The organism is Micromonospora sp. WMMD1102, from assembly GCF_029626265.1.
In the GTDB taxonomy this organism is placed as follows: Bacteria; Actinomycetota; Actinomycetes; order Mycobacteriales; family Micromonosporaceae; genus Plantactinospora.
The window spans coordinates 4302349-4322557 of record NZ_JARUBN010000001.1; the positions used below are offsets into that span (position 1 = coordinate 4302349).

Sequence of the window (20209 nt, forward strand, 5' to 3'; positions counted from 1 at the left end):
CCGGGGTGGCGCCGACCACCGGCGCCGAGCCCACCCCTGCGGAGCCAGCGACCGGTCCGGCGGCGACGCCGCTCGGGCGCGCGATCGGCTCGGTCCGAGGGCGCGGGGTCCGCCGCGTCGCGGCCATCCGGCAGCGGCTGCGCCTGCTCGGGCTGCTCCGGCTCGTCGACCCCCGGGCCACGGTCGGCCTGGTCGCCGTCCGGGCGATGATCGAGTTCAACCCCGTGCTCGTGGCGCTGGCCGGGGGGCACCTGGTGGCCGTTCTGGCCGACGGGGCGGGCTCCCCGGCCGCCGCTCGGGACGACGCACTGGGCGCCGTGGTGATCCTGGGCGCGCTGATGCTGGCCGGCAGGGCGGCCGAGTCGCTCCAGGGCTTCGTCGGCACGGTCGTCACCCAGAGCATCAACGGCGCGCTGCGGGAACGCCTGCGGGAGCTGGCCGTGGCCCCGGCCGATCTGCGGCTGATCGAGGATTCGACGTTCCAGACCGACGCGGAACAGGCCGGCGACCTCGGTCTGGGCAACGGTCGGGCTCGTTCCCCGGGGGCGGCGGCGACCGGCCAGACCGCACTACTGCTCCGGCTCGCCAGCGGGTTGGCCGGTGCGGCCGTGCTGGCCCGGTTCTCGGTGCTGCTCGCCGTCGTGTTGCTGGCGATCACCCTGACGATCCGGGCCCTGCTGCGCAGGCACTGGATGCACATCGCGGAGATCCGGCGCGGGGGCGGCCGGCGGCAACGCCGGGCACGGTACTGGGCGGGGCTGGCGACCGAACCGGAGGCCGGCAAGGAGATGCGGATCTTCGGTCTGGACTACTGGACGGTGCGGCGGTACCAACGCGACGAGGTCGGCGGAATGGCCGGCACGTGGCGGGCCATCCTCCGGACCGTGCGCGCGCAGGGTCCGGTCGTGGCGCTGTCCGCGCTCGCCGCCGGGCTCGCGCTCGGGGTCCCCGGGTACGCGGCCCTGCACGGCACCATCGAGGCCGACACCATGGTCACCTGTGTGCTCGCCGCCTGGGGCCTGTTCGGGCTGAGCTTCCTGGGCACCGAGGTCTTCGACATCGAGTACGGCGCGCTGACCGTGGCCGCGCACGACCGGTTGCTGCGCCGGTACGCGCGCCCGGCGGAGGCTCCAGCCCCTGCTTCCCGGCCGCCCGTGGTGGCGGCGACCGGCACGGCGGTGCCACCGGCCGGCTCGCCGGGCGACGGCGCGTCGGGGCAGGGGAAGCAGCCGCCGATGGTCCGCTTCGACGGCGTCACGTTCGGCTATCCGGGCGCATCCGCCACCGTTCTCGACCAGTTGACCCTCGAACTGCGACCCGGCACGGTCGTCGGACTGGTCGGTCGCAACGGTGCCGGCAAGACCACCCTGATCAAGCTGCTCGCCGGCCTGTACCAGCCGACCGCCGGTCGGATCACCGTCGACGGCGTACCACTGGGCGAGATCGAACCGGCCGCCTGGCGTACCCAGCTCGCCGTGCTCTTCCAGGACTTCGTGCGGTATCCCGAGTCGTTGCGGACGAACCTCGCGATGGGAGCGCCGCAGGCGGCTGACGACGTCGCCGGGGTACGGGCCGCGATCGACCGCGCGGGTCTGTCCGAGCTGGTCGACCAGTTACCGGACGGGATCGACACCCCGTTGTGGTCGGGGGTTCCGGGCGGAGTCGACCTCTCCGGCGGGCAGTGGCAGCGGGTGGCGCTGGCCCGGGTGTTGTTCGCGGTGGCATACGGTCGCCGGATCGTCGTGCTCGACGAACCCACCGCGCATCTCGACGTCGAGATGGAGGCCGACTTCCACCGACAGATCGTGGCGGCAATGCCGGGCGTGACCGTCGTACTGATCTCGCACCGACTCTCCACCGTGCGGCCGGCGCACACGATCCTGCTGGTCTCCGGCGGCCGGATCGCGGAGGCCGGCGACCACGACACGCTGATGGCGCGGCAGGGCGAGTACGCCCGGCTGTACCACATGCAGGCGGCCCGGTTCGCCGCCCCGGGGCAGTCGTGAGTCGGAACGGCGGCGCCGCGGGTTCCGTGGCGCGCGGTCCGGCCGGCCGGTCCTACGGCCGGATACGCGATTCGGTGCGGGCCCGCTGGACCATGCTGACCGACCTGGTCCGGTTGACCACTGCCGGCGACCGGTGGCGGGCGGTCGGGGTCACTGTCATGGCGCTCGCCCTCGCCAGCAGCACCGCCGGCACCGGGCTCAGCCAACGCTGGCTGGTCGACTCGGCCATGGACGGCCTGGTGGCCGGCCTGCTCGCCGCCGTCGCGGTCGGCGTGGTCGCACACACGATGGCCGCGGCCTGCGGCCGGATCGAGTCGAACCTCCGGCTCTACCTGATCGAGCGGTTCGGAATCCTGCTCAACCGGGAGATCGTCGCCTGGTCCGCCCGGATCCCCACGCTCGAGCACTTCGACGATCCGCGCTTCCTGGACCGGGCGTCGCTGCTCCGCAACAGCACCTGGCAGCTCGCCGGCGGGCTCAGCGCGATCAGCGAGCTTGCCACCGCGGCCTTCGGGATCATGCTCTGCGTCGGGCTGCTCGCGGACGTCCATCCCGTCCTCGGGCTGCTGGTGGCGCTGGCCGTTCCGCCGTTGCTGGCCAACCGGGCGGGGCTGCGCCGGGTCCGGGACGCCCGCGAGCGCGCGACGGGTTCGATCCGGCTCGAGGAGCGCCTGCAGAACACGATCCTGCGCCCGGAGTCGGCGAAGGAGGTCCTGGTCGCGGGAGCCGCCCCGATGCTCGGCGCCCGAGCCGCCGAGCTGTGGCGCGGCGCCTGGCGGATCGAGGCGAGGGCACATCTGGTGGCGGCGGCCTGGCAGGTGCTCGGCTGGGCGGCGTACGTGGGCGGGCTGGTCGCCGCGCTGCTGGTGGTGAGCCGGATGGTCGCCCGGGGCACCGCGACCGTCGGAGACGCCGTGCTGGTGCTCTCGCTCGGCACCCAGCTCCTCGTCCAGATCAACTTCGCCATCCAGGCGGCGCACCGGGCCTCGCTGGCCGGGCACGTGACCGAGTACTACCAGGCGCTGCGGGAGCGGGCCTCTCGGCCCGACTCCGGGGACCGGCCGACGCCGGCACGGCTGCGGCACGGGATCACGCTCCGCAACGTCTCCTTCGGGTACGGCGAGAGCGTGGACGGGGTGCTGCGCGGCGTCGACCTGCACCTGCCGGCGGGTGCCACCGTGGCCCTGGTGGGTGTCAACGGCGCCGGCAAGAGCACCCTGGTGAAGCTCGTGTCCGGGTTGTACCGGCCCAAGTCCGGTGGGATCGAGGTCGACGGCGTCCCGCTGCAGCAGCTCGACCCGGCCTCCTGGCGCGGGCGGCTCTCCGCCGCGTTCCAGGACGGGGTGCGGTTCCAGGTGCGCGCCGGGGAGGCGATCCGCCTCGGCGACCTGCGCCAGCTCGACCAGGCCGACGTGGTGGCCGCGGCGGAGCGGGCCGGCGCTGCCGAACTGGTCGAGCGGCTGCCGGAGGGCTACGCCACCCCGCTCGGCACCTCGTTCGGCGGGGTGGACCTGTCCGGAGGCGAGTGGCAACTGCTGGCGATGGCTCGGGCCTGCATGCGCGGCGACCCGCTGCTCCTGTTGCTGGACGAGCCGACGGCGGCGATGGATCCGGCGGCCGAGCACGCACTGTTCGAGCGGTTCGGTCGGATGGCCACAGCCGCCCGCCGCTCCGGCAGCATCACTCTGCTCGTGACGCACCGGTTCTCGACCGTGCGGGACGCCGACCTGGTCATCGTGCTGGAGGACGGCCGGATCACCGAGCAGGGTCGGCACGAGGAGCTGATCGCGCGCGGCGGACGGTACGCGCGGATGTACCACCGCCAGGCGGAAGGCTACCGGTAGGGCGGCCTCCGGCGGATCCGTCGAGTGGTCTCGGCGGCGGGTGGTGCCCGGCGGGCGGTCTCGGCGGCGGGTGGTGCCCGGCCGGCGGGCGGGCTGGTCAGGGGGCGGTCGGCGGGCTGGTCAGGGGGCGGTCGGAGCGGAAGCCCGTCCGGAATCCATTTCGGACAGCCCCTCCGGCGGTAGGAGCATCTTGCAGCGCTTGAGCAGCCGGTTGGCCGCTGCGGTGAATGCGCGCCTACCGTGCAGCCAGCGTCGGTTGTCGAGCACGAACAGGTCGCCGGGACGGAGCACGAACTCGGCCACCAGGCCGGGACGCCGGAGAACGGCCTCGAAGTCGGCCAGCGCGGTGGTGTGTGGCTCGTCAAGGCCGGGCCAGCGGTCGGCCGCGGTGGAGGCCGGCTCGCGGTAGCGTACCCACCACCGTCCGTTGGTGTGCCACAGGATGGGGCCGTGCACGATCCCTTCGAAGTTGGGGAACGGAAAGACCGGATCGGCGAGTGTCCGCAGGCTGTGCCGGCGATCCTCGGCGAGCAGCGTCGACGCGATCGCCTCGGCGCTGACGAGCAGCGACTCCCCGCCGTGGCCGACTTCGGCGCGTACGCACCCGAGGGACACGAACGCGTGCGGTCGGGCGAAGTTGGCGGAGTCGCTGTGTAGGCCGAACTCGCCGGTTCCGCGTGAGGTGCCGGCGTCGGAGAGTCCCGAGGCGGTCGGCCGAGGCGTGACGTCGAAGACGAGTGCGGGCGGGATGCCGTTGCCCTCCACGACCACTGGGCCGAACGCCGAGGAGAGCACCGCCACCGCTTCGTCCGGTTGTATCGCGCAGTTCTCGACGATGACGCCTCCGGTGGCGTCGACCAGGCTCCGCGCCTCGGCCAGCAGTGCGTCCAGGCCGGGGATGCCGGCGGAGAGGGCGTCGAGCGAGTGACGCTGCCGGACGGGGTCCGCCAACACCGTCGGGTTGGGATAGTCGGCGGCGGCGATCGCGTCCCGGATTTCGTTCGGCATCCTAAACCGCGGCAACGGAGCTACGGAAATCGCGGCGGGTAGTGACGACACGGTGCCTCCCTGAACGCGGGTGGTGACCCCCACCAAACGGCTTGCTTCGACAAGTATATATATCTACTCTGGTAGATGCGGTTGGTCTATTAGGACACGGGGGAGGCATCTTGCCATCCGACAGTTCATGCACCCAGCCAGTCGCCCCGCATCCGGTGGGGACGCTTCAGCTAACGGTCCTAGATCGGGCGACGGACTTCCACGAAGACTCGATGATGGTGGATGCGGGCGATGACGCACCGGAATGGACCAGGCAAATTCCGATCTCGGTGAACGACACCTACGGCGATCCGTTCATCCCGGAACAGGTGGCGAACACGGTGACCAAGCTGGCCGAGCTGCGCACCCACCAGGCGCCGATCGCCATCTTCACCAAGGCCGGCTACCACCCCGACGTGCTCGCCCGGCTGGCCGAGATCGCCGACAACGACAACATCATCGTGTACTACTCACTGACCGGCCTGGACGAGGGGGGCATCTCGTTCGACGAGCGGTTGCGGTTCATCGCCGCGCTCACCGGACTGTTCCGCAACGTCTTCGTCTTCACCCGGCCGATCATCCGCCGCCGCAACGACAGCCCGGAACACCTGCGCCGGCTCGCCCAGGCCGCGGCGGAGCTCACCGGCCAACTCGTGCTGGGCGGTCTGCACGACGCGAAGAAGCGCAAGCAGATCGAGCGTCCGGTCGAGCTGCGTCTGCTCGACTACTGCGACGAACTCGGGGTGCGGGCCTTCCACAAGACGAGTTGTGCCGCGGCTTGGACCCGGCAGCGGCGCTGCTGGGTCCACGACATCGGCGCGCCCGGAAAGATCGACGTGGCGGCGTCGCTGGGCTACCGGTTGCAGGTGGGCGACGACCGGGTGGTTCTGCACGAGGGATCGACCGGGGACATCAACTTCGTGCGCATGCTGACCGGCGCCGAGGTGTACGTCGACAACCTCCTGAGCAACTACAACCTTCTGACGATCGGGGCGCCGCGCAAACTCGAGATGACCTCGTCCTGGTTCGCCTGGTCGGAGAACATCGACACCTGCCTGGACTGCAGCTACTGCATCATCAAACAGATCGAGTATCTGAAAAAGATGCAGGTGCGGATCGGCGTCCACCCCACCCGCCTCCCCGAGATCGTCGACGGCGAGCAATCCGCACACGCCCTGTCCCAGCTTCGCGGAAACAAGCTCGCACCAGGCTCCGGCGGGCGCAAGCGATACGGCGACGTGCGCATCGAGAAGCCCTGTCGCGTCGCCGTATACCAGTAGTCCGTGGCCCGGCCCGCCGGTGAACCGAGTTCGGAGAGGGGGTGCTGCAGATGAGGGACTGCGTCGTGGTCGTATCCGACAAGGTCGGACCGAGCAGCAGCAAGAAGTAAGCCGTTGTCGTGGTCGCGCCGTGCGTTGGCGCGGCCACGACGCGCCTTCGAGCCCGAAGGGTTCGACGAGCGGCACCGGCTATGCGAGACCCGCCTCCCGCAGCCGGGGAAGCAGAAGCTCACGGAACCGGGCCACCTCGCGTAGCTTCGGGTAACCGGACACGATCACGCTGTCGACCCCGAGGTCGTGGTACTCCACCAGCCGTGCGGTCACCTCGTCCGGGGTGCCCACCAGGGCCAGCGCCGCACCGCGCCGCGCCGTCCCGACCCCGGCCCACAGGTTCGGCGCCACGACCAGTTCGTCCGAGCTGGCCAGCTTGTGCACGGTACTCAGCTTGGACTCCGCCTCGTGCCGCTCGTTGCGCATGATGGCGGCGACGCGGGGATCGACCCGGGAGACGAGGTGGTCTGCCGCGGCCCACGCCTCCGCACTGGTGCGCCGGACGATCAGGTGCAGCCGCATGCAGATCCTGACGGCGGAGAGGTCCGGCACCGCTCGCAGCCGGGTCACCTCCGCGGCGGCGGCATCGGGCGGCAGACCGTACATCAGGTAGTGGGTGCCGTAGCGGGCGAGTAGGGCACGCGCGACGGCCGACGACCCGGACAGGTAGATCGGCACCCGCTCGGTGGGCGACTCCACCATCAGGAAGTCGGTCACCTGGTAGAACTCGCCGGCGTACGAGAACGTCCGGCCCCCGTACAGTACGCCGGTGAACACCTCCATCCACTCGGCCATCCGGCGCTGCCGCGCCTCCCGGTCGTCGCCGACCCCGAGCATCGCCGGCTCGTCGCCACCGGCTCCCACCACGTTGAGCCGGAGCCGACCCGGAAACCAGGACAGCAGCGTGGCCGTCATCTTGGCGAACTGCGCCGGATGGAACTGAAACGGCCGTACGGCGACCAGCAACGCCGCCCGCTCCGTACGCGCCAGCACGGCGGCCGTGGCGATCAGCGCATCGTGGTGGTTGCGGAACGTCGCCGGTACGAGCAGCCCGGCGCAGCCCGCCGCCTCGGCCTCGGTGACGATCTCGGTGAGGTACGGCAGTGTGGGCTCGGGTCCTTCCTCCGGCCACAGCCCGATCTGTTCGACGTCGGGACTCAGCGGTAGGAACCAGTGGAACTCCATGTGCCCTCCAATTGCTGAGCGGCGGACAGCTCGATGGCGTCGTCGGCGCGGAGTTGGCAGTATCCGAGGTGGTATCCGAGGCCCGCGTAGCCGAAGACCGTCTCGTTGTAGAACGGCCGGTACGGGTCGCGTTCGACCCGGCCGTGCCAGCGGTCGTCGAAGAAGGCGGGATTCGCCCTGCCGGCGCGGCGGAACAGGGTCACCGCCTCGGTCCAGTTCTCCTGGGACTGGGCGAGCAGGCCCAGGTTGACGTCCACGTGCACGAGCTGCGGATCGCACCGACGAGCCGTCTCGTACGCCCGCGCGGCCTCGTCGAGATCGCCCAGCACGTGGCGTTGGACGCCGACCATGTTGTGCCCGGCCGCCGACGTCGGTGCCAGCGCGGTCGCCCGCTGGTACGCCCCCAGCGCGCCCACGTCGTCGCCGACGGAACGCAGGACGTGCCCCCGGAACAGCCACACGGTCGCCCGGTCCGGTGCGATCCGAACCGCCTCCTCGGAGTGCCGCAGCGCCGTGGAGAAGTTGCCGAAGGTCCGCTCGATGAGCCCCAGATAGCCCACCAGCACGCCGTCGTCGGGTTGCTGCCGGAGCTGCTCCGCCATCAGCGCCAGGTACCGGTGCGCCTTGCGCTCGCGCGCGTCGACCGGCCGGCAGTGGCCGAAGTGGTTGAGCAGCACGGGCGCGGCCTCGACCCGGCCGCCCGCGTCCCGGATCGCGTCCGCGACGGACTCGTTGATCCTGCGCCGGTAGCGCACCTGCGGAAGGTTCCGGAAGACCCGCAGTTCCCGCCCGCTGTAGAAGGAACCGGTCGCGAAGAAGTTGTATCGCATCAGCCGGCAGCCGAGCACGTCGTCGCCGGCCGCTGCCAGCGTGTGCCGGAGCGGCTCCACGGCGTTTGCCGGTAGCCGCTCGTCGGCGTCGAGGAACACCACCCAGTCACCCTCGGCGCGCTCCAGCGCCGCGTTGCGGGCCGCGGAGAAGTCGTCGTCGAACGGGTACTCCACGAACACGTCGGCGAGGGCCCGGGCCCGCTCGACGGTCCCGTCGGTGGAGCCGGTGTCCACGATCACGACCTGGTCGACCAGGCCACGGACACTCGCCACGCACTGGTCCAGAAACGGCAGCTCGTCCTTGACGATCAGGCAGAGAGCGATGCGCATCGTACGTCCTCCTCAGTCGGTCGCCGGCCGTCCGATCCGGTCGTCATTCGCGGGCCGCGTGGGCCGCACCGAGAAGGTCGGCCACGAAGCCGGTGCTGTGTTCGAGGAGGCTGTCCCGGGCCCCGACCGACCCGAACAGGTGGTCGGTGTCGGCGATCTCCCGTACCCACGCGCCGAGCGCCGCCAGTTCGGTCGCCGCCCGCCGCAGCTTGTCGTCCCGGGCGCCGTAGAGCAGCCCCCAGGGCCGGCCGCGGGTGGCCAGGGTGCTGCGCGGGTGCAGTCGCTCACGTTCCCGGAAGAAGCCGTGCGGCAGGTGGAACTCGCCTCCGCGGATCGGCATGCTTTCCGCCACCTCGAAGCGCACATCCTCGATCAGGTCACTGGACATCAGCAGCGTCCCCGCCGCGTCGAGGTCCGGTGCGGCAAGGGCCGCCGGCACCCCGCCGATGCTGATGCCGGCGGTGACGAGCGGCACCGGGCCGATCGACGCCCGAGCCCACTCGCCGACCGCGACAAGGTCGCTCGTCATGCCGGCGAATGTCGTGTCCAACCAGGAACCGGATGACTCGCCGGAGCCACGGAAGTCGAAGCGCAGCACGGCCGCACCGGTCGCGCCGAGCCCCACCGCCCAGTCGGCGAGCAGCTCGGCGGGGCCGCTGCGGTCACCGGTCAGCCCGTGTGCGCACACCACGACCGCCGTCACAGCGGCGACCGGACGGTCCAGCACCGTGTAGCACCACCCGCCGGGTACCTCGACGTACCGCTCCTCGCGCTCGGTCATCCGGCCTCCCACCACTCCGGTCCGACCACGTGCGCCCCGCCCGCCGGACGGGCCGCCGCGACGAGCAGTGCCAGGGTCGGCACCCCGACGTGGTCCACCACCACAACCGGGCCCTCGGACCCGGCCAACCCGTCCAGTACGGCGTCCAGCTCGGTCGGCCGACGCAGGTGCAGCACCTCGTCCGGCACCGGCACCGGGGACCGGGCCCCGGGGACGTACACCCAGCGGGCGTCCGCGGCGACGGCCGTCCACCAGTCGCGCACGGACCGCCCGGCGCGGGGCTGCGTGGCCAGCATGTCGCAGGTGAATCCGGTGTTCTGCTGGGCGACGGCGCGACCGGATCCGTCGAGGATGCGATCGACCGGCGCGAGACCCGACAGCCCCGGCGCACCGACCGTCACGACGTCGTTGCTGGCGAGCAGGACGGTCAGGTGCGCATCCACCCAGCGGGCGGTCGGCCGGGCACCGGGCGGTACCCAGACGGCGAAGTCGGCCGAGGCCAGGAGTTCGGCCACGGCCGGGTCGTCCGGGTCGACGAGGTGCCACCGTACGGTCCCGGCCGGGTCCGCGCCGGCGGCCACGGCCGGGGCGGCGTGCAGCAGCACCAACTCCGGCACCGCGCTGCCCAGCGAGATCCGGACCCGCCGGGCCAGCCCGGCGACCGTCTGCGCCAGGGCGAACCGGGTGGAGTTCCAGACCGTCATGCCGGAGTGGACCCGCAGCGGCTGCGCCGTGCGGCGCTGGTCCCGTGCGTCCCGACCGGGATCCACCCGCTCGCCGATGGCATGGGCCCGAGCCGCCCGCTCGGCCCCGTCCGCCCAGAGGTACACGTGCAACGCCCGGGGCACCAGGTCGCGGGTGGCCCGCCCCTCCAGGACGAGGCCGGCGGTCGCCGCCGCGGCGGTCACCGCGTCCCGCACCGTCGCGCGTACGGCGGGCTCCACCGCCAGTCGGCTCGCCCGCGCGGCCACCTCGGTACTCCGCAGGTCGGTCTCGGCGAACCGGTGGGGCCCGATCCGCACCACCGGGTCGAGCATGCCGTCGGCCGCGGTGACGAACTCGATCGCGGGAACGGTGGTATCCGTGCGGGCCTCGCCACCCGCCGCCACGGCGCGGTAGACCATGCCGACGGAGAGCCATCGCCAGCCGAGCGTCCGGGCCAGTTCGCGGGCAACCGCCGTCTTGCCCACGCCGCTGAGACCGTCGATCGTGACGATCTCGGGTACGTCGGCGCCCCTCACGCCGCCCCTTGCGGCTGCTGCGCGAGCATCCTGGCCAGGCACTCCTCCGCCGTACGCTCCGGCGGTGCGGTGCCGTCCACCCGCTCGTGCGTCGACGCGGCCAGCTCGGCGAAGCGGGCGACCGCGTGCCGCAGGAACGGCCCACCCGCACCGACACCGGGCCGGGTACGCGCCGAGACCCGGACCTCCGCGACGTCGGCTGGTACGTCGACCCACAGTGCGAGGTCGGGCGTCGGCAACCGCTCCAGCACCGGCAGCCACTCCGTGAGGTCGACGCCGAAGTACGACTGGTTCACCAGGTGGTCGACCACCCAACGGTCCGTCACCACGAGGGCACCGTCACGCACAGCGGGCAGGACCAGACGCTCGGCCGCGTCGAGCAGCAGCACGCCGAAGTATCCGGCGAGCCAGCGCTCCCGGACCGGCCACGCCGGGTCCGGAGTGGAGAGTCGCCGGACCCGGCGCACCAGCTCGGAATCGCCCTGGAGCGGGCGGAGCGTCACCACGTCGGTCCACCGCCCGAGGGTCCGCGCCCGCGCCGCGAGCGCCGCGACCAGGGTCGACTTGCCGCTGCCGTCGACACCGCTGACCGTCACGAAGGTGCCGGAAGCCACTGTCGCCACCTCCTCAACCGCTGCGGAACGAGCATTGCCAACGCCACCCGGTCGGACTCGAACCGGAACAGCGGGTCGGCGGTCGCCATCCGTACCGAAGGTCCGGCGGTCGACAGCGGCACCGCCGGGCCGGCGACCGGGTCCTCCGCCGGCAGGACGGCGAGGTCGTACCGGGCCGGGGTGAGGCGTTCGGCCAGGGCCCGCACCAGATCCACCGGGACGCGTAGCCCACCGACCAGGTTCGGTTCCGCGCCCAACGCCGTCCAGAGCGCGACCTCGTCCGCAGGCAGCGGGATCCGCGGCCGTAACGTCGTCGCGTCGGCGGGCAGCCGGGACAGCAGCTCGGCTGACGAGGGCGGGCTGAGCACGACGCGGAGCCGGTCGCCGGGCCGGTCGGGCAGCAGGCCGCCGGAGAGGCCCCGTGCCACCCAGTGCACCGTCGTGCCGGGAGACCACCGGTCGATCGCGGCGGTCACCTCCGCGATTCGGAGATCCCAGGCGCGGATGTCCATTTCCTGGCGACTCTCCCCGCAGCCGGGCAGGTCGAACCGGACCGCCGCGAAGCCCGCGCGCAGGCAGCCGTCCGCGAGGTCCCGGAACAGGTAGTTGTTGCCCGTGCGGTTCTCGCCGAGGCCGTGCAGGAGGACCACGACGGCGGACGGGGCGCCCGGTGGCCGCGCCACCCACACCGGCTCCGTCGGCCCGGGCAGTCTCCGTGGCGGTGCGAACGGGACTGTCATGCCTCGCGGACCCAACGCACGCGGTCGTCGACCCAACCCGCCGACGCCAGGTTGGCCCGCAACCCGGACACCCCGGGACTGCGCAGCGCCACCTCGCTCTCCAACGCCGCGACGTCGTACCGCAGGAGAGCATTCTCCAGCGCCCCTGACAGGACTCGGGCAAGTCCTCGCCCGTGTGCGTCGGGAACCACGAACACGTCCACGACGAACCCGCACCTTCCGGCCCGGTACCGGTCCGGTGCCAGGACCGCGTACGCGTGCCCGAGCAACCGGCCGGCCTCCTCGACCACCAGGCAGACCGTCCCGTCCCGGGTGACGTCGGCGAAGCGGTCCCGCACCCACTCGGACACGTCCACGGCGGGCGACCGCCCGAACAGACCACGGCCGACCGCCGTCCCGAGGCACTCGCAGACGAACGGCGCGTCGCCGGCCGTGGCGGGGCGTACGCCCGGACCGGCCGTGTCGGACGCCGTGACCGGTCTGCGTACCACGACCACCTCCGGGCGGAACCCGTGCTCGCGCAGCGGGTCGGCGAGGTGTTCGGCGGTCCCCCGGTCCGGCACGGTCACCTGCACCGGAAGGTCGTCCGGCACCAGCTCGAGCAGCTCCGCGACGGCCCCGGGGCAGGCCGGATCGCCCCACAGTCCCTCAATGCGGCGGTCCCGCGCGAGGGTCAGCGGATGCCGGCACTCCACCACTCGTCCGGCCGCGACGAGCTGCCCCTCGCGGCGGATCCCCATTGTGCCGTCCGCGCCGCCGTCGGCGACGATCGTCTCCTCGACGTACGTGGCGCCGTGCGCCCGATCGACCCCGCCCGGCGGGGCCGCGCTGGCGAGCTGCTCGGTCAGGACCTCCTGCCAGTACCGCAGCTCGGGTGTGGTGAGCGGCGCCCCGGGCGGGGCCGGCTGGCAACCGGTGAAGATGTCGTCCACCTCCTGTGCTCGCGCGGTGGGTCGGATCCGGGCCCGGAATCCCGGCAGCGAGGCGACGGCGGCGCCGCCGGTGCCCCGGACGGGCCCGTCGACCGGGTGCGGGGGGTAGCCGTAGACGGGCAGGCCGAGGTGGTACCAGACGCGGCCCGGCAAGTGCTCGACGACGGCCAGCGCGAGTCGCGGTGCGCCGGTGACGACCCGTCGGTACATCCGGTCGGTGACGGCCAGCCCGGCCCGCCGCAGTCCCGTCCGTCGCCGGGCGGTCCCGGCCAACCAGCGCAGCCGGTCGGCCTCTTCGGACAGCCCGGTGAGGGTTGCGAGACCGGCCAGCCGGTTGAGCCCGGCACCGATCCGATGGGTGTGTACCTGGTCACGCAGCCAGTCCCAGTCCGGTCGTTGCCGCGCCACGACGATGTAGTCGAGCAGGTCGCGCCCGATCGGGTCGTCCCGCTCCATCAGCTCGACCGCCAGGATCAGCGCCAGTGTCGAGCCGGCGAACGCCGGCACGGCCTGTCCCGCGACGGTGACGGTGCGACGCTGTGCCCACCCTGCCTGTCCGATCGCGACACACGCCGTCCGGTCGATCGCCGGCCCGCCCACGGTCAGGTCCAGATACATCGGGTGTTCCAGGTCGGCACGGGTCTTGTTGAGCGCCACCCCGAGCCAGGCGCCGCCTGCGGCGGGGTCGCGTCGGCACACGACCGGTCGGGCGACCACGTAACCGTCCTCGCCCAGCACCCCGAGTGCCGGTCGGACCTCGGCGACCGTCGGCACGACGAGGTCGACGTCGTTCGCCTCGCGCGGCCATCCGCGCGGGTAGCAGGCCGCCAGGGCAGGGCCGCGCAGCACGGCGAAGGGCACCCCGTGGGCGTGCAGGAGCCGGCTGACCCAGGCCAACTCGTCGGCGAGGACGCCGGCTCGCCGTCGCTGGCGTGTGGCCTCGGCCATGGCCACGTCGTCGAGTCCACATCGCGCCGCACGCGCCCAGAAATAGGGCGCCGCCACCTTGTGCCGTCGCAGGATCGGCAGCTCGGTCTCCGGCAACATCTCGGCGATCGCGACCGGATCCGCCGGGTGGTCCGGGGGGCACTCGCGCAACGCGTTGGCGAGCGCCGAGACCAGTGGGCCGGCGGTGGTTTCGGTCATGGCCGTGGCAACGGGGGATAGTGGTGGTCCGCGGCGAAGTGGCGCTGGATCTGCGGCGGCGGAAACGGGGCACCGCGATGCAGATAGCTCTCCACGAATCGCTGCGCGTGCAGCAGGGCGCCCACGACGCGAGTCGGGTCGAGGCACTCCGAGACGAACGCCTGCGCCAGTTCGTCCAGGTCGATCATCCGGTAGGTGGGGCCCATTCCCTCGACCACGATGTCCACGTACGCGTCCGTGACGTGGTAGACGGGGTCGGCCGCGTCGCCGCGGGTGTCGATCTCCACCACGTCGACGTACCATTCGCCGACCCAGCCGAACGGCTCGTAGACAAGCTGGACGCCCTCGTCGAGCAGCCAGAAGTAACGACGCGGGCCAGCGTGGCGGTGGTATAGCTGGTCCCGGATCAGCACCCTGTCCACCCGCGTCGCGGGCACCGGCTGCCAGTCAGTGACACCGAATGCGACAGCCGAGGCGACGGCGGTCGCCGTCGTGTCTCGCGCGTTGAACAAGCCCACCCCGCCCCCGTAAGACATGGAGGTAGTTCTATGCGATCGAGCATACAAGCCGGCTACTCAGCGGGCTAGCGATCTTTGGTCGCCAGATTCTTCGCACTTGTCCGCCGTCGTCGGTCAGCATCTGGTGCCCACCCGTGGCGGCAACGTCGACGGGGTGATCTTCCACAGCGACAGTGGGTACGGGTGGGCCGGTTGCTCCGGGCCTGCGCCAGGTGGAACACAAGCCAGTCGATGGGGCGGGTCGGGTCATGCTTCGACAACGCCGTCGCCGAGGCCACCTTCTCCACCATCAAGGTCGAGTACGTCCACCGCCGCCACTTCCACACCCGCACCGGAGCACGCCTGAAGATCGCCACCTGGATCTCCGACCCCTACAACCGGCGCCGCCGGCACTCCGTCTGCGACTGGCACTCACCCATCGACTACGAACGATCGGAGACCCGCGCCCTGGAAGCCCAGGCTGCATGACGGAGCCCTCCACGATTCCAGGGATTGACACCCCCGGGCGACCCACACGGATGCGTACTGTGGTGGAGGACGATGGGGCGGCAACTTCGGGGGAGGATTGGTGGCCGACCACGGCGGGGGTTCGTCGATGCATTTCGAGGTGCTGGGACCGGTGGTGGCGTTCGGAACGAAGGGACCGGTCGGGCTGGGGCCGGCCCGGCAGCGCACGCTGCTCGCCGCGCTGTTACTCGAGCCGGGCAGCTCGGTCACATTCGATCAGCTGGTGGATCGGGTGTGGGGGGAGCGGCCGCCGCAGCGTGCCCGGGTGACGCTGCACACCTACCTGTCGCGGCTGCGAGCGGCGTTGGGCGGCGCGGGCGGGCCGGCGTTGGTACGACGGATGCGCAGCTACGCGCTGGAGGTCGATCCGGAGGCGGTGGATCTGCACCGGTTCCGGACGCTCGCGAGCGGAGCCAGGCGGGCGGACGACGACCGCGCCGCAGCCCTGTGGGAGGACGCGCTCGGTCTATGGCGGGGTGAACCGTTCGCCGGGCTGGAGGGCGACTGGCTGCGGGCGGTCCGCACGGAGTTGGAGGCGGAACGGTTGGCGTCCGCGCTGGATCGCCACGACGTGCTGTTGCGCCGCGGCGATTACGGGCGGCTGGTGCCCGACCTGACTGCGGCCGCGGCCGCGCACCCGCTGGACGAGCGGCTGGCTGGGCAACTGATGCTCGCGCTGTATCACAGCTGGAGGTCGCCGAAAGCGCCGAGGTGGAGTTGCCCAGCCTGCGCTGCATGGTGTCGACCGGGGAGGTGTTGCCGGCCCGGGTGGCCCGGCGGTGGCTACGGCGCTATCCGGCGACTGCCCTGGTCAATGCCTACGGGCTGACCGAGTGCTCCGACGACGTCGCGCACCACCGGGTGTCCACCGCGGATGGCGGAGCCAACGCCCCGATCGGCCGCCCGCTACCCGGAGTACGGATGTATGTGCTGGACGATGCGATGGCAGCGGCGCCGACCGGCGTCACCGGCCTGTTGTACCTCGCGGGGGCCGGGGTCAGCCGCGGCTATCTGGACGATCCGGCCCAGACGGCCAGGTGGTTCGTGCCCGACCCCAACGCGGCCGGCGAGCGGATGTACGCCACGGGCGACCTGGCCCTACGGCGGCCGGACGGAACGGTCGAGTACCGGGGCCGACGGGACCGGCAGGTGAAGATCCACGGCGTACGAATCGAACCGGCCGAGGTCGAGTCGGTGCTGGCCACGCATCCTGGCGTGCGGGATGCTGTGGTGACCGTGCGGCGTGCCGAGTCGGGCGCCGGACGGCTGGTGGCGTACGTGGTCGGCGAGGTCGACCCGTCGGCACTCGGTGAGTTCGCGCGAGCCAGACTTCCCGCCGCCTTCGTGCCGGCGGCGTTCGTCGCGTTGCCGGCGCTCCCGCGCAACGCGAACGGCAAGGTCGACCACGGCACGCTGCCGGCGCCGGAGTCCACGGCGGTGCCGGCCGCAATGCCGTTCGCGCCACCGTCGGCCGGCACCGAGCAGACGATCGCCGACATCTACGCCCGCCTCCTCCCTGCTGCCCCGATCGGCGCGCACGACAACTTCTTCGCACTGGGCGGCGACTCACTCTCGGCGACCCTGCTCGCTTTCCGGATCCGTGCCGCTTTCGACATCGACCTGCCCCTACACGAGGTGTACGACCGCCCCACCGTCGCGGAACTGGCCCGGCTCGTCGAGACGATCCTGGACGGCACGGCGCCGGACGGCGGGAGTGCGACCAACGGCGGGAGTGCCCCGGACGGCGGGACGGCGGACGGGGCGGACGGAGTGGGTAACGGGGCGACGGCTGGCCGCGCCGGGGAAGCCAGCGCACCGTGAGCGCTTGGTCGACAGCTGTCCTACCTGGAGCCTCGCACCCGTCGGTCACCGGGCCTGCCACACCCGTCCCGAACTGCGAGATCAGCTTGGAGAACGCTCAGTAAGCTGCTCACAGCGCGGGACTGTCGACGAGCGAGCGCATCCGGCATGGTCAGGCACCGCTCCGGATTTGGGCGACGATGGTGTCGTCGGGGTGAGCGCGGGCGATGCGGAGCACCTCGGAAGCCAGAGGGCGCAGCTCTGGCGGATTTCTGTCGGCGCGAAGGTCCAACAGCGAGATGATGCGGCAGCGGACCCCGAGGTCCTCGTTGGTCAGAAATATGTGCAGACCGGTCTTCTGGAACTCGTTCCGCAGGTCGGTGCACGGATCGTCCTTGCCGTCGTTGCCCGCGACGCGAAGGTACGAGCAGTACCAGGCGTCCGCCGCGCCGATGATCTCGTATTTGGTTCCTGTCCGAAGGTATTCGAGCAGCCTGGTCTGGACACGGCGGCGGCCGAAGGCAGCGAGCGCTGGTCTGATGTGCCGCTGGGTGTGGCTCGGGTCAGGTTCGTAGACGGCGGCGCGGATCAGCGGTTCGAACAGCTCCTCGGGCCGCTGCGGCACCGGCTCCCGCATGATCATCATGGCCACCTGGCATTGCCAGTTCCGCCGGGCCTGCCGGTTGTGGCGCTCGTCGCCTGAGGGTGCGGGTGGCGGCGCGAGGCCGAGAAGGTTGAGTACCTCGAGGAGACACCGCTCGTACCGGTCATAGCGCTCGAAGCGACCCTCATCCATAGCAGGGACTCTACGTGTGGGTACACCCAGGCGTTTCGGCCTGCGCGACGAGAGGCGGTGGATGCGGAGTACCCACCAGTCGGCGAACAGGTCGACGCGGTCGTCCAGGAGATCAGCCGGTGACCGGCAGCGGTGGTAGGTCCAGGCGCGAGTGCTTGCGGTCGTGCAGCGTCCGGAAATCAACCAGTGTCGCGGGCACCACACCTACGATGGACGGTCGTCGAAGGAGGCCCGGTGGGTTTGTTCTCGCGCAAGAGCAGAGACAATCGCTCGGACGTCGAGCAGTCGCAGGCGACGTTCCAGCGCGCTCTGGCGCTGTTCGACCAGAAGCGCTGGTCGGAGGCAGCCGACGGGTTCGCCGAGGCAGCCGGCGCCGATCCGGGCTCGTCGAGCTGCCTACTGTTCCTCGGGGTCTCGCTAACCAACGCCGGTCGGTGGGAGGAGGCACTCGAGCCGCTGCGCGCGTGCCTCGATCTGCGACCGGAGTACTTCGAGGCGCACAACGCACTCGGCATGGCCCTCGGCAAGCTCGGCCGCTTCGCGGAGGCCGACGAGCACATCGTGCACGCCGCGCGCCTCGGCCACCCGCAAGCAGCGATCACCATGCGGCGGCGGGGTATCGACTACTGCCGCGAATGCCACCGGCCCGTGCACCGGACGGAGCCGGCGAGCGTCGACGTCAGCGTGATCTCCCCCAAGGTCGGCATGCAGTGCACGGCCTGCGACGAGGTGGTCTGCGTTCCCTGCCTGCTCGGCGACGCCGACTCGGCGATCAACGTGCCGTGCCTTCGATGCGGCGGCGAACTCACTGTGATGGAGCTGGACCGCTGAACCCAGCGGGCACAGCCGCAGCAGCCACTGTCGCGCCGCGTGTCGAGAACGTAAACGGCCGGCGTGTGTCGGTCTGAACGAACCACCCTCCGGAGCGTCCGGCACGTGTTCCGGCATCCGCTTCTGCCGCACACCGGGCGCGCCGGTGCTGGCACGTCCGTCACCTTCGGTAGCCGTCGATCTCAGGCTGCCACGAGGACGTCCGGACGTGCAGAGGGCCGGCGCCGTCTGCGCTCACCTCACCTGCGGAATCACCAGTCACCGCAGACCTTGACAGCCGTCTCTGTAGGATGTGGCATATCCGACATGGAAATATCGCCGTCGTTCGCTGCTCGGCAGCGGACTTGCCGCCGCAGGGCTGGTGGCAGCCGATCAGCTTGTCGCGCGCCCGGCGTACGCGCTCGACTCCGAGGACATGGCGAGCAAGATGCTCTTCGGGGACGCGCGCGCCGGCGCCACGGCCGTGCCGCTGCCGAGCGGCAATGGCAACTACCACTCGATCCGGATTCCCGCGATCATCGCGATCCCGGGCACCTCAGTCGTCGTCGCCGTCGCGGAGGCCGGCCCTACGGCGTGTTGGACAACAGCGGCAACTTCAACCTGCTGTACCGCCGTTCCACCGACTCCGGTGTCACCTGGAGCGCGGCGGCGGGGCTGGCCTGCGCGAGCAACGACAGCTGGGGCAACGGCACCCTCGTCTACGACCCGGACCGCAACGAGCTGTGCTGCTTCATGCTGCGCAAGCGGGCGGAGGACCTGGAAGCCGACCCCGCCGTGTACATCGCGACTTCGACCAACCGGGGTGCGACCTGGTCGTCGCCGGTGGCACGTCCCGACCTGGATCGCAACCAGGGCGACAACGACTTCATAGGTCCCGGCAACGGGTCAGGCGATCCACCGACGGCACCCTCTTCGTCCCCGCCAAGGGCCGCCTCATCTACCGACCGCCCGGCGGAGACTGGCAGACCACTCGGCTGGAGCACGGCATGACGACCGGCGCGGTGTATGGCGAGGGCACCGTCGCGGAGCGTGGGGACGGCAAGTTAATCCTGACCTACCGGGCGACCAGCGCCGAACACCAGGCCGACGCGTCACGCAGGGTGGCGATCGGCCATCCCGGCAACTGGGAGCTGCTCGACACCGGTCGGTACTGGCGGGCGCAGATCATCGACTCCTGGTCGCACGCCGCGCAGATCTCCCACACGGTGGGCGGCAGCCGCCGCCTCATCTTCCTCAACTCGGCTTCCCGGACCCGGTGGAACCGGTACGCGATGAAACTGCGCGCCAGCACCGACGACGGTGAGACCTGGGCGACGTATGGCCGGCTCCTCAGCGACGCTCCGCTCGCGAACGAGGGCAACAGGGTCGGTGACCTGCGCGAAGGCGGCTACTCGGCGCTGGCGTCCACCGGCAGCGGCACCGTGTACGCGCTCGTCGAGGCCCGCCGGGTGCAGGTGGCCAACCCAAGCATCGACAGCCTCAACAACTCACCGTGTGCAATCGTACTCCGGCGGTTCGACGCCTCCTGGATCACCGCGCAGGCGTGAGACTCGCGTCGACCTGTCGCAATCCGTCATGCAGCGGCGACGAGGAGTCTGCGCTCGCGCGAAAGGCCGGACGCCGGGGCACCTCGCGCATCTCGACCAATCTGTCGTGCCCCAGGTCGAACCTCGGCCGGCGCCGGCGGACATCGGCCCGGTTCTGGGCGTACCACGGCTGGTACCGCCCGTCCGGCTTAC

The 20209-nt window shown here is 71.6% G+C and carries 19 protein-coding genes; 9 read left to right on the forward strand and 10 right to left on the reverse strand.

Annotated elements, in window-relative coordinates; genetic code table 11:
• Window positions 1-5 precede the first annotated feature (5 nt).
• Together O7626_RS19145 and O7626_RS19150 are read left to right on the forward strand one after the other, a co-directional pair.
• Window positions 6-2006, forward strand: a complete 2001-nt coding sequence (locus O7626_RS19145; RefSeq protein WP_278062532.1) for an ABC transporter ATP-binding protein — start codon at window positions 6-8, stop codon at window positions 2004-2006.
• Window positions 2007-2080: 74 nt separating this feature from the next.
• Complete coding sequence (locus O7626_RS19150) at window positions 2081-3850, forward strand: ABC transporter ATP-binding protein (RefSeq protein ID WP_278062533.1); 1770 nt, start codon at window positions 2081-2083, stop codon at window positions 3848-3850.
• A 120-nt stretch (window positions 3851-3970) separates the two neighbouring features.
• On the opposite strand, the gene O7626_RS19155 is transcribed toward O7626_RS19150, so the two are convergent.
• Complete coding sequence (locus tag O7626_RS19155; protein ID WP_278062534.1) at window positions 3971-4858, reverse strand: TauD/TfdA family dioxygenase; 888 nt, start codon at window positions 4856-4858, stop codon at window positions 3971-3973.
• Window positions 4859-5178: 320 nt separating this feature from the next.
• Here O7626_RS19155 and O7626_RS19160 point away from each other — a divergent pair, with 320 nt between their 5' ends.
• A complete protein-coding gene (locus O7626_RS19160; protein ID WP_278062535.1) occupies window positions 5179-6168 on the forward strand; it encodes a hypothetical protein in 990 nt (329 codons plus the stop codon).
• A gap of 189 nt (window positions 6169-6357) precedes the next feature.
• Here O7626_RS19160 and O7626_RS19165 read toward each other — a convergent pair whose 3' ends face one another.
• Genes O7626_RS19165 through O7626_RS19200 form a run of 8 tightly spaced genes read right to left on the reverse strand, consistent with a single transcriptional unit; the run spans window position 6358 to window position 14455 of the window.
• On the reverse strand, window positions 6358-7404 hold the full coding sequence (locus O7626_RS19165) for an LLM class flavin-dependent oxidoreductase (RefSeq protein WP_278062536.1): 1047 nt from the start codon (window positions 7402-7404) through the stop codon (window positions 6358-6360).
• Entirely contained in the window at window positions 7377-8564 is a 1188-nt protein-coding gene (locus tag O7626_RS19170; protein WP_278062537.1) for a TPR domain-containing glycosyltransferase, read from the reverse strand. Before O7626_RS19170 ends, O7626_RS19165 begins: the two co-directional genes overlap by 28 nt.
• A 43-nt stretch (window positions 8565-8607) precedes the next feature.
• Window positions 8608-9345, reverse strand: coding sequence for an alpha/beta fold hydrolase (locus O7626_RS19175; RefSeq protein ID WP_278062538.1), 738 nt, complete (start codon window positions 9343-9345; stop codon window positions 8608-8610).
• Window positions 9342-10586 carry a (d)CMP kinase gene (locus O7626_RS19180; protein WP_278062539.1) on the reverse strand — a complete coding sequence of 415 codons (1245 nt, stop codon included), beginning with the start codon at window positions 10584-10586 and terminating at the stop codon, window positions 9342-9344. The genes O7626_RS19175 and O7626_RS19180 overlap by 4 nt, the downstream gene beginning before the upstream one ends.
• Window positions 10583-11200 carry a hypothetical protein gene (locus O7626_RS19185; RefSeq protein ID WP_278062540.1) on the reverse strand — a complete coding sequence of 206 codons (618 nt, stop codon included), beginning with the start codon at window positions 11198-11200 and terminating at the stop codon, window positions 10583-10585. Before O7626_RS19185 ends, O7626_RS19180 begins: the two co-directional genes overlap by 4 nt.
• Complete coding sequence (locus tag O7626_RS19190; RefSeq protein WP_278062541.1) at window positions 11179-11883, reverse strand: alpha/beta fold hydrolase; 705 nt, start codon at window positions 11881-11883, stop codon at window positions 11179-11181. Before O7626_RS19190 ends, O7626_RS19185 begins: the two co-directional genes overlap by 22 nt.
• Window positions 11884-11936: 53 nt before the next feature.
• Complete coding sequence (locus tag O7626_RS19195; RefSeq protein ID WP_278062542.1) at window positions 11937-14018, reverse strand: GNAT family N-acetyltransferase; 2082 nt, start codon at window positions 14016-14018, stop codon at window positions 11937-11939.
• On the reverse strand, window positions 14015-14455 hold the full coding sequence (locus O7626_RS19200) for a DUF402 domain-containing protein (RefSeq protein WP_278062543.1): 441 nt from the start codon (window positions 14453-14455) through the stop codon (window positions 14015-14017). The genes O7626_RS19195 and O7626_RS19200 overlap by 4 nt, the downstream gene beginning before the upstream one ends.
• A 264-nt stretch (window positions 14456-14719) precedes the next feature.
• On the opposite strand from O7626_RS19200, the gene O7626_RS19205 reads away from it, so the two are divergent.
• The 3 genes from O7626_RS19205 to O7626_RS19215 all read left to right on the forward strand — a co-directional run bounded on the left by O7626_RS19205 (window position 14720) and on the right by O7626_RS19215 (window position 16864).
• Window positions 14720-15004: an integrase core domain-containing protein gene (locus O7626_RS19205; RefSeq protein ID WP_278062544.1), complete on the forward strand. Its 285-nt coding sequence runs from the start codon at window positions 14720-14722 to the stop codon at window positions 15002-15004.
• Window positions 15005-15104: 100 nt separating this feature from the next.
• Window positions 15105-15872, forward strand: a complete 768-nt coding sequence (locus O7626_RS19210) for a BTAD domain-containing putative transcriptional regulator (protein WP_278062545.1) — start codon at window positions 15105-15107, stop codon at window positions 15870-15872.
• The gene (locus O7626_RS19215) at window positions 15779-16864 is read left to right on the forward strand and encodes a non-ribosomal peptide synthetase (RefSeq protein ID WP_278062546.1); all 1086 of its coding nucleotides are present in this window, start codon (window positions 15779-15781) and stop codon (window positions 16862-16864) included. The genes O7626_RS19210 and O7626_RS19215 overlap by 94 nt, the downstream gene beginning before the upstream one ends.
• Before the next feature lie 151 nt (window positions 16865-17015).
• Here the strand turns inward: O7626_RS19215 and O7626_RS19220 are convergent, their stop codons facing one another.
• On the reverse strand, window positions 17016-17639 hold the full coding sequence (locus tag O7626_RS19220) for a hypothetical protein (RefSeq protein WP_278062547.1): 624 nt from the start codon (window positions 17637-17639) through the stop codon (window positions 17016-17018).
• Window positions 17640-17873: 234 nt separating this feature from the next.
• Between O7626_RS19220 and O7626_RS19225 the strand changes: the two genes are divergently transcribed.
• The 3 genes from O7626_RS19225 to O7626_RS19235 all read left to right on the forward strand — a co-directional run bounded on the left by O7626_RS19225 (window position 17874) and on the right by O7626_RS19235 (window position 20017).
• Window positions 17874-18470 carry a tetratricopeptide repeat protein gene (locus O7626_RS19225; protein WP_278062548.1) on the forward strand — a complete coding sequence of 199 codons (597 nt, stop codon included), beginning with the start codon at window positions 17874-17876 and terminating at the stop codon, window positions 18468-18470.
• A gap of 573 nt (window positions 18471-19043) precedes the next feature.
• A complete protein-coding gene (locus tag O7626_RS19230; protein ID WP_278062549.1) occupies window positions 19044-19460 on the forward strand; it encodes a sialidase family protein in 417 nt (138 codons plus the stop codon).
• Entirely contained in the window at window positions 19457-20017 is a 561-nt protein-coding gene (locus tag O7626_RS19235; RefSeq protein WP_278062550.1) for a sialidase family protein, read from the forward strand. The genes O7626_RS19230 and O7626_RS19235 overlap by 4 nt, the downstream gene beginning before the upstream one ends.
• Window positions 20018-20209 lie beyond the last annotated feature (192 nt).

Coding starts and splice junctions, on each gene's coding strand:
- O7626_RS19165 (WP_278062536.1), bottom strand. CDS start 7,404: ATGGAGTTCCACTGGTTCCTACCGCTGAGTCCCGACGTCGAACAGATC.
- O7626_RS19170 (WP_278062537.1), bottom strand. CDS start 8,564: ATGCGCATCGCTCTCTGCCTGATCGTCAAGGACGAGCTGCCGTTTCTG.
- O7626_RS19175 (WP_278062538.1), bottom strand. CDS start 9,345: ATGACCGAGCGCGAGGAGCGGTACGTCGAGGTACCCGGCGGGTGGTGC.
- O7626_RS19220 (WP_278062547.1), bottom strand. CDS start 17,639: ATGGATGAGGGTCGCTTCGAGCGCTATGACCGGTACGAGCGGTGTCTC.
- O7626_RS19195 (WP_278062542.1), bottom strand. CDS start 14,018: ATGACCGAAACCACCGCCGGCCCACTGGTCTCGGCGCTCGCCAACGCG.
- O7626_RS19235 (WP_278062550.1), top strand. CDS start 19,457: ATGACGACCGGCGCGGTGTATGGCGAGGGCACCGTCGCGGAGCGTGGG.
- O7626_RS19215 (WP_278062546.1), top strand. CDS start 15,779: ATGGTGTCGACCGGGGAGGTGTTGCCGGCCCGGGTGGCCCGGCGGTGG.
- O7626_RS19155 (WP_278062534.1), bottom strand. CDS start 4,858: ATGCCGAACGAAATCCGGGACGCGATCGCCGCCGCCGACTATCCCAAC.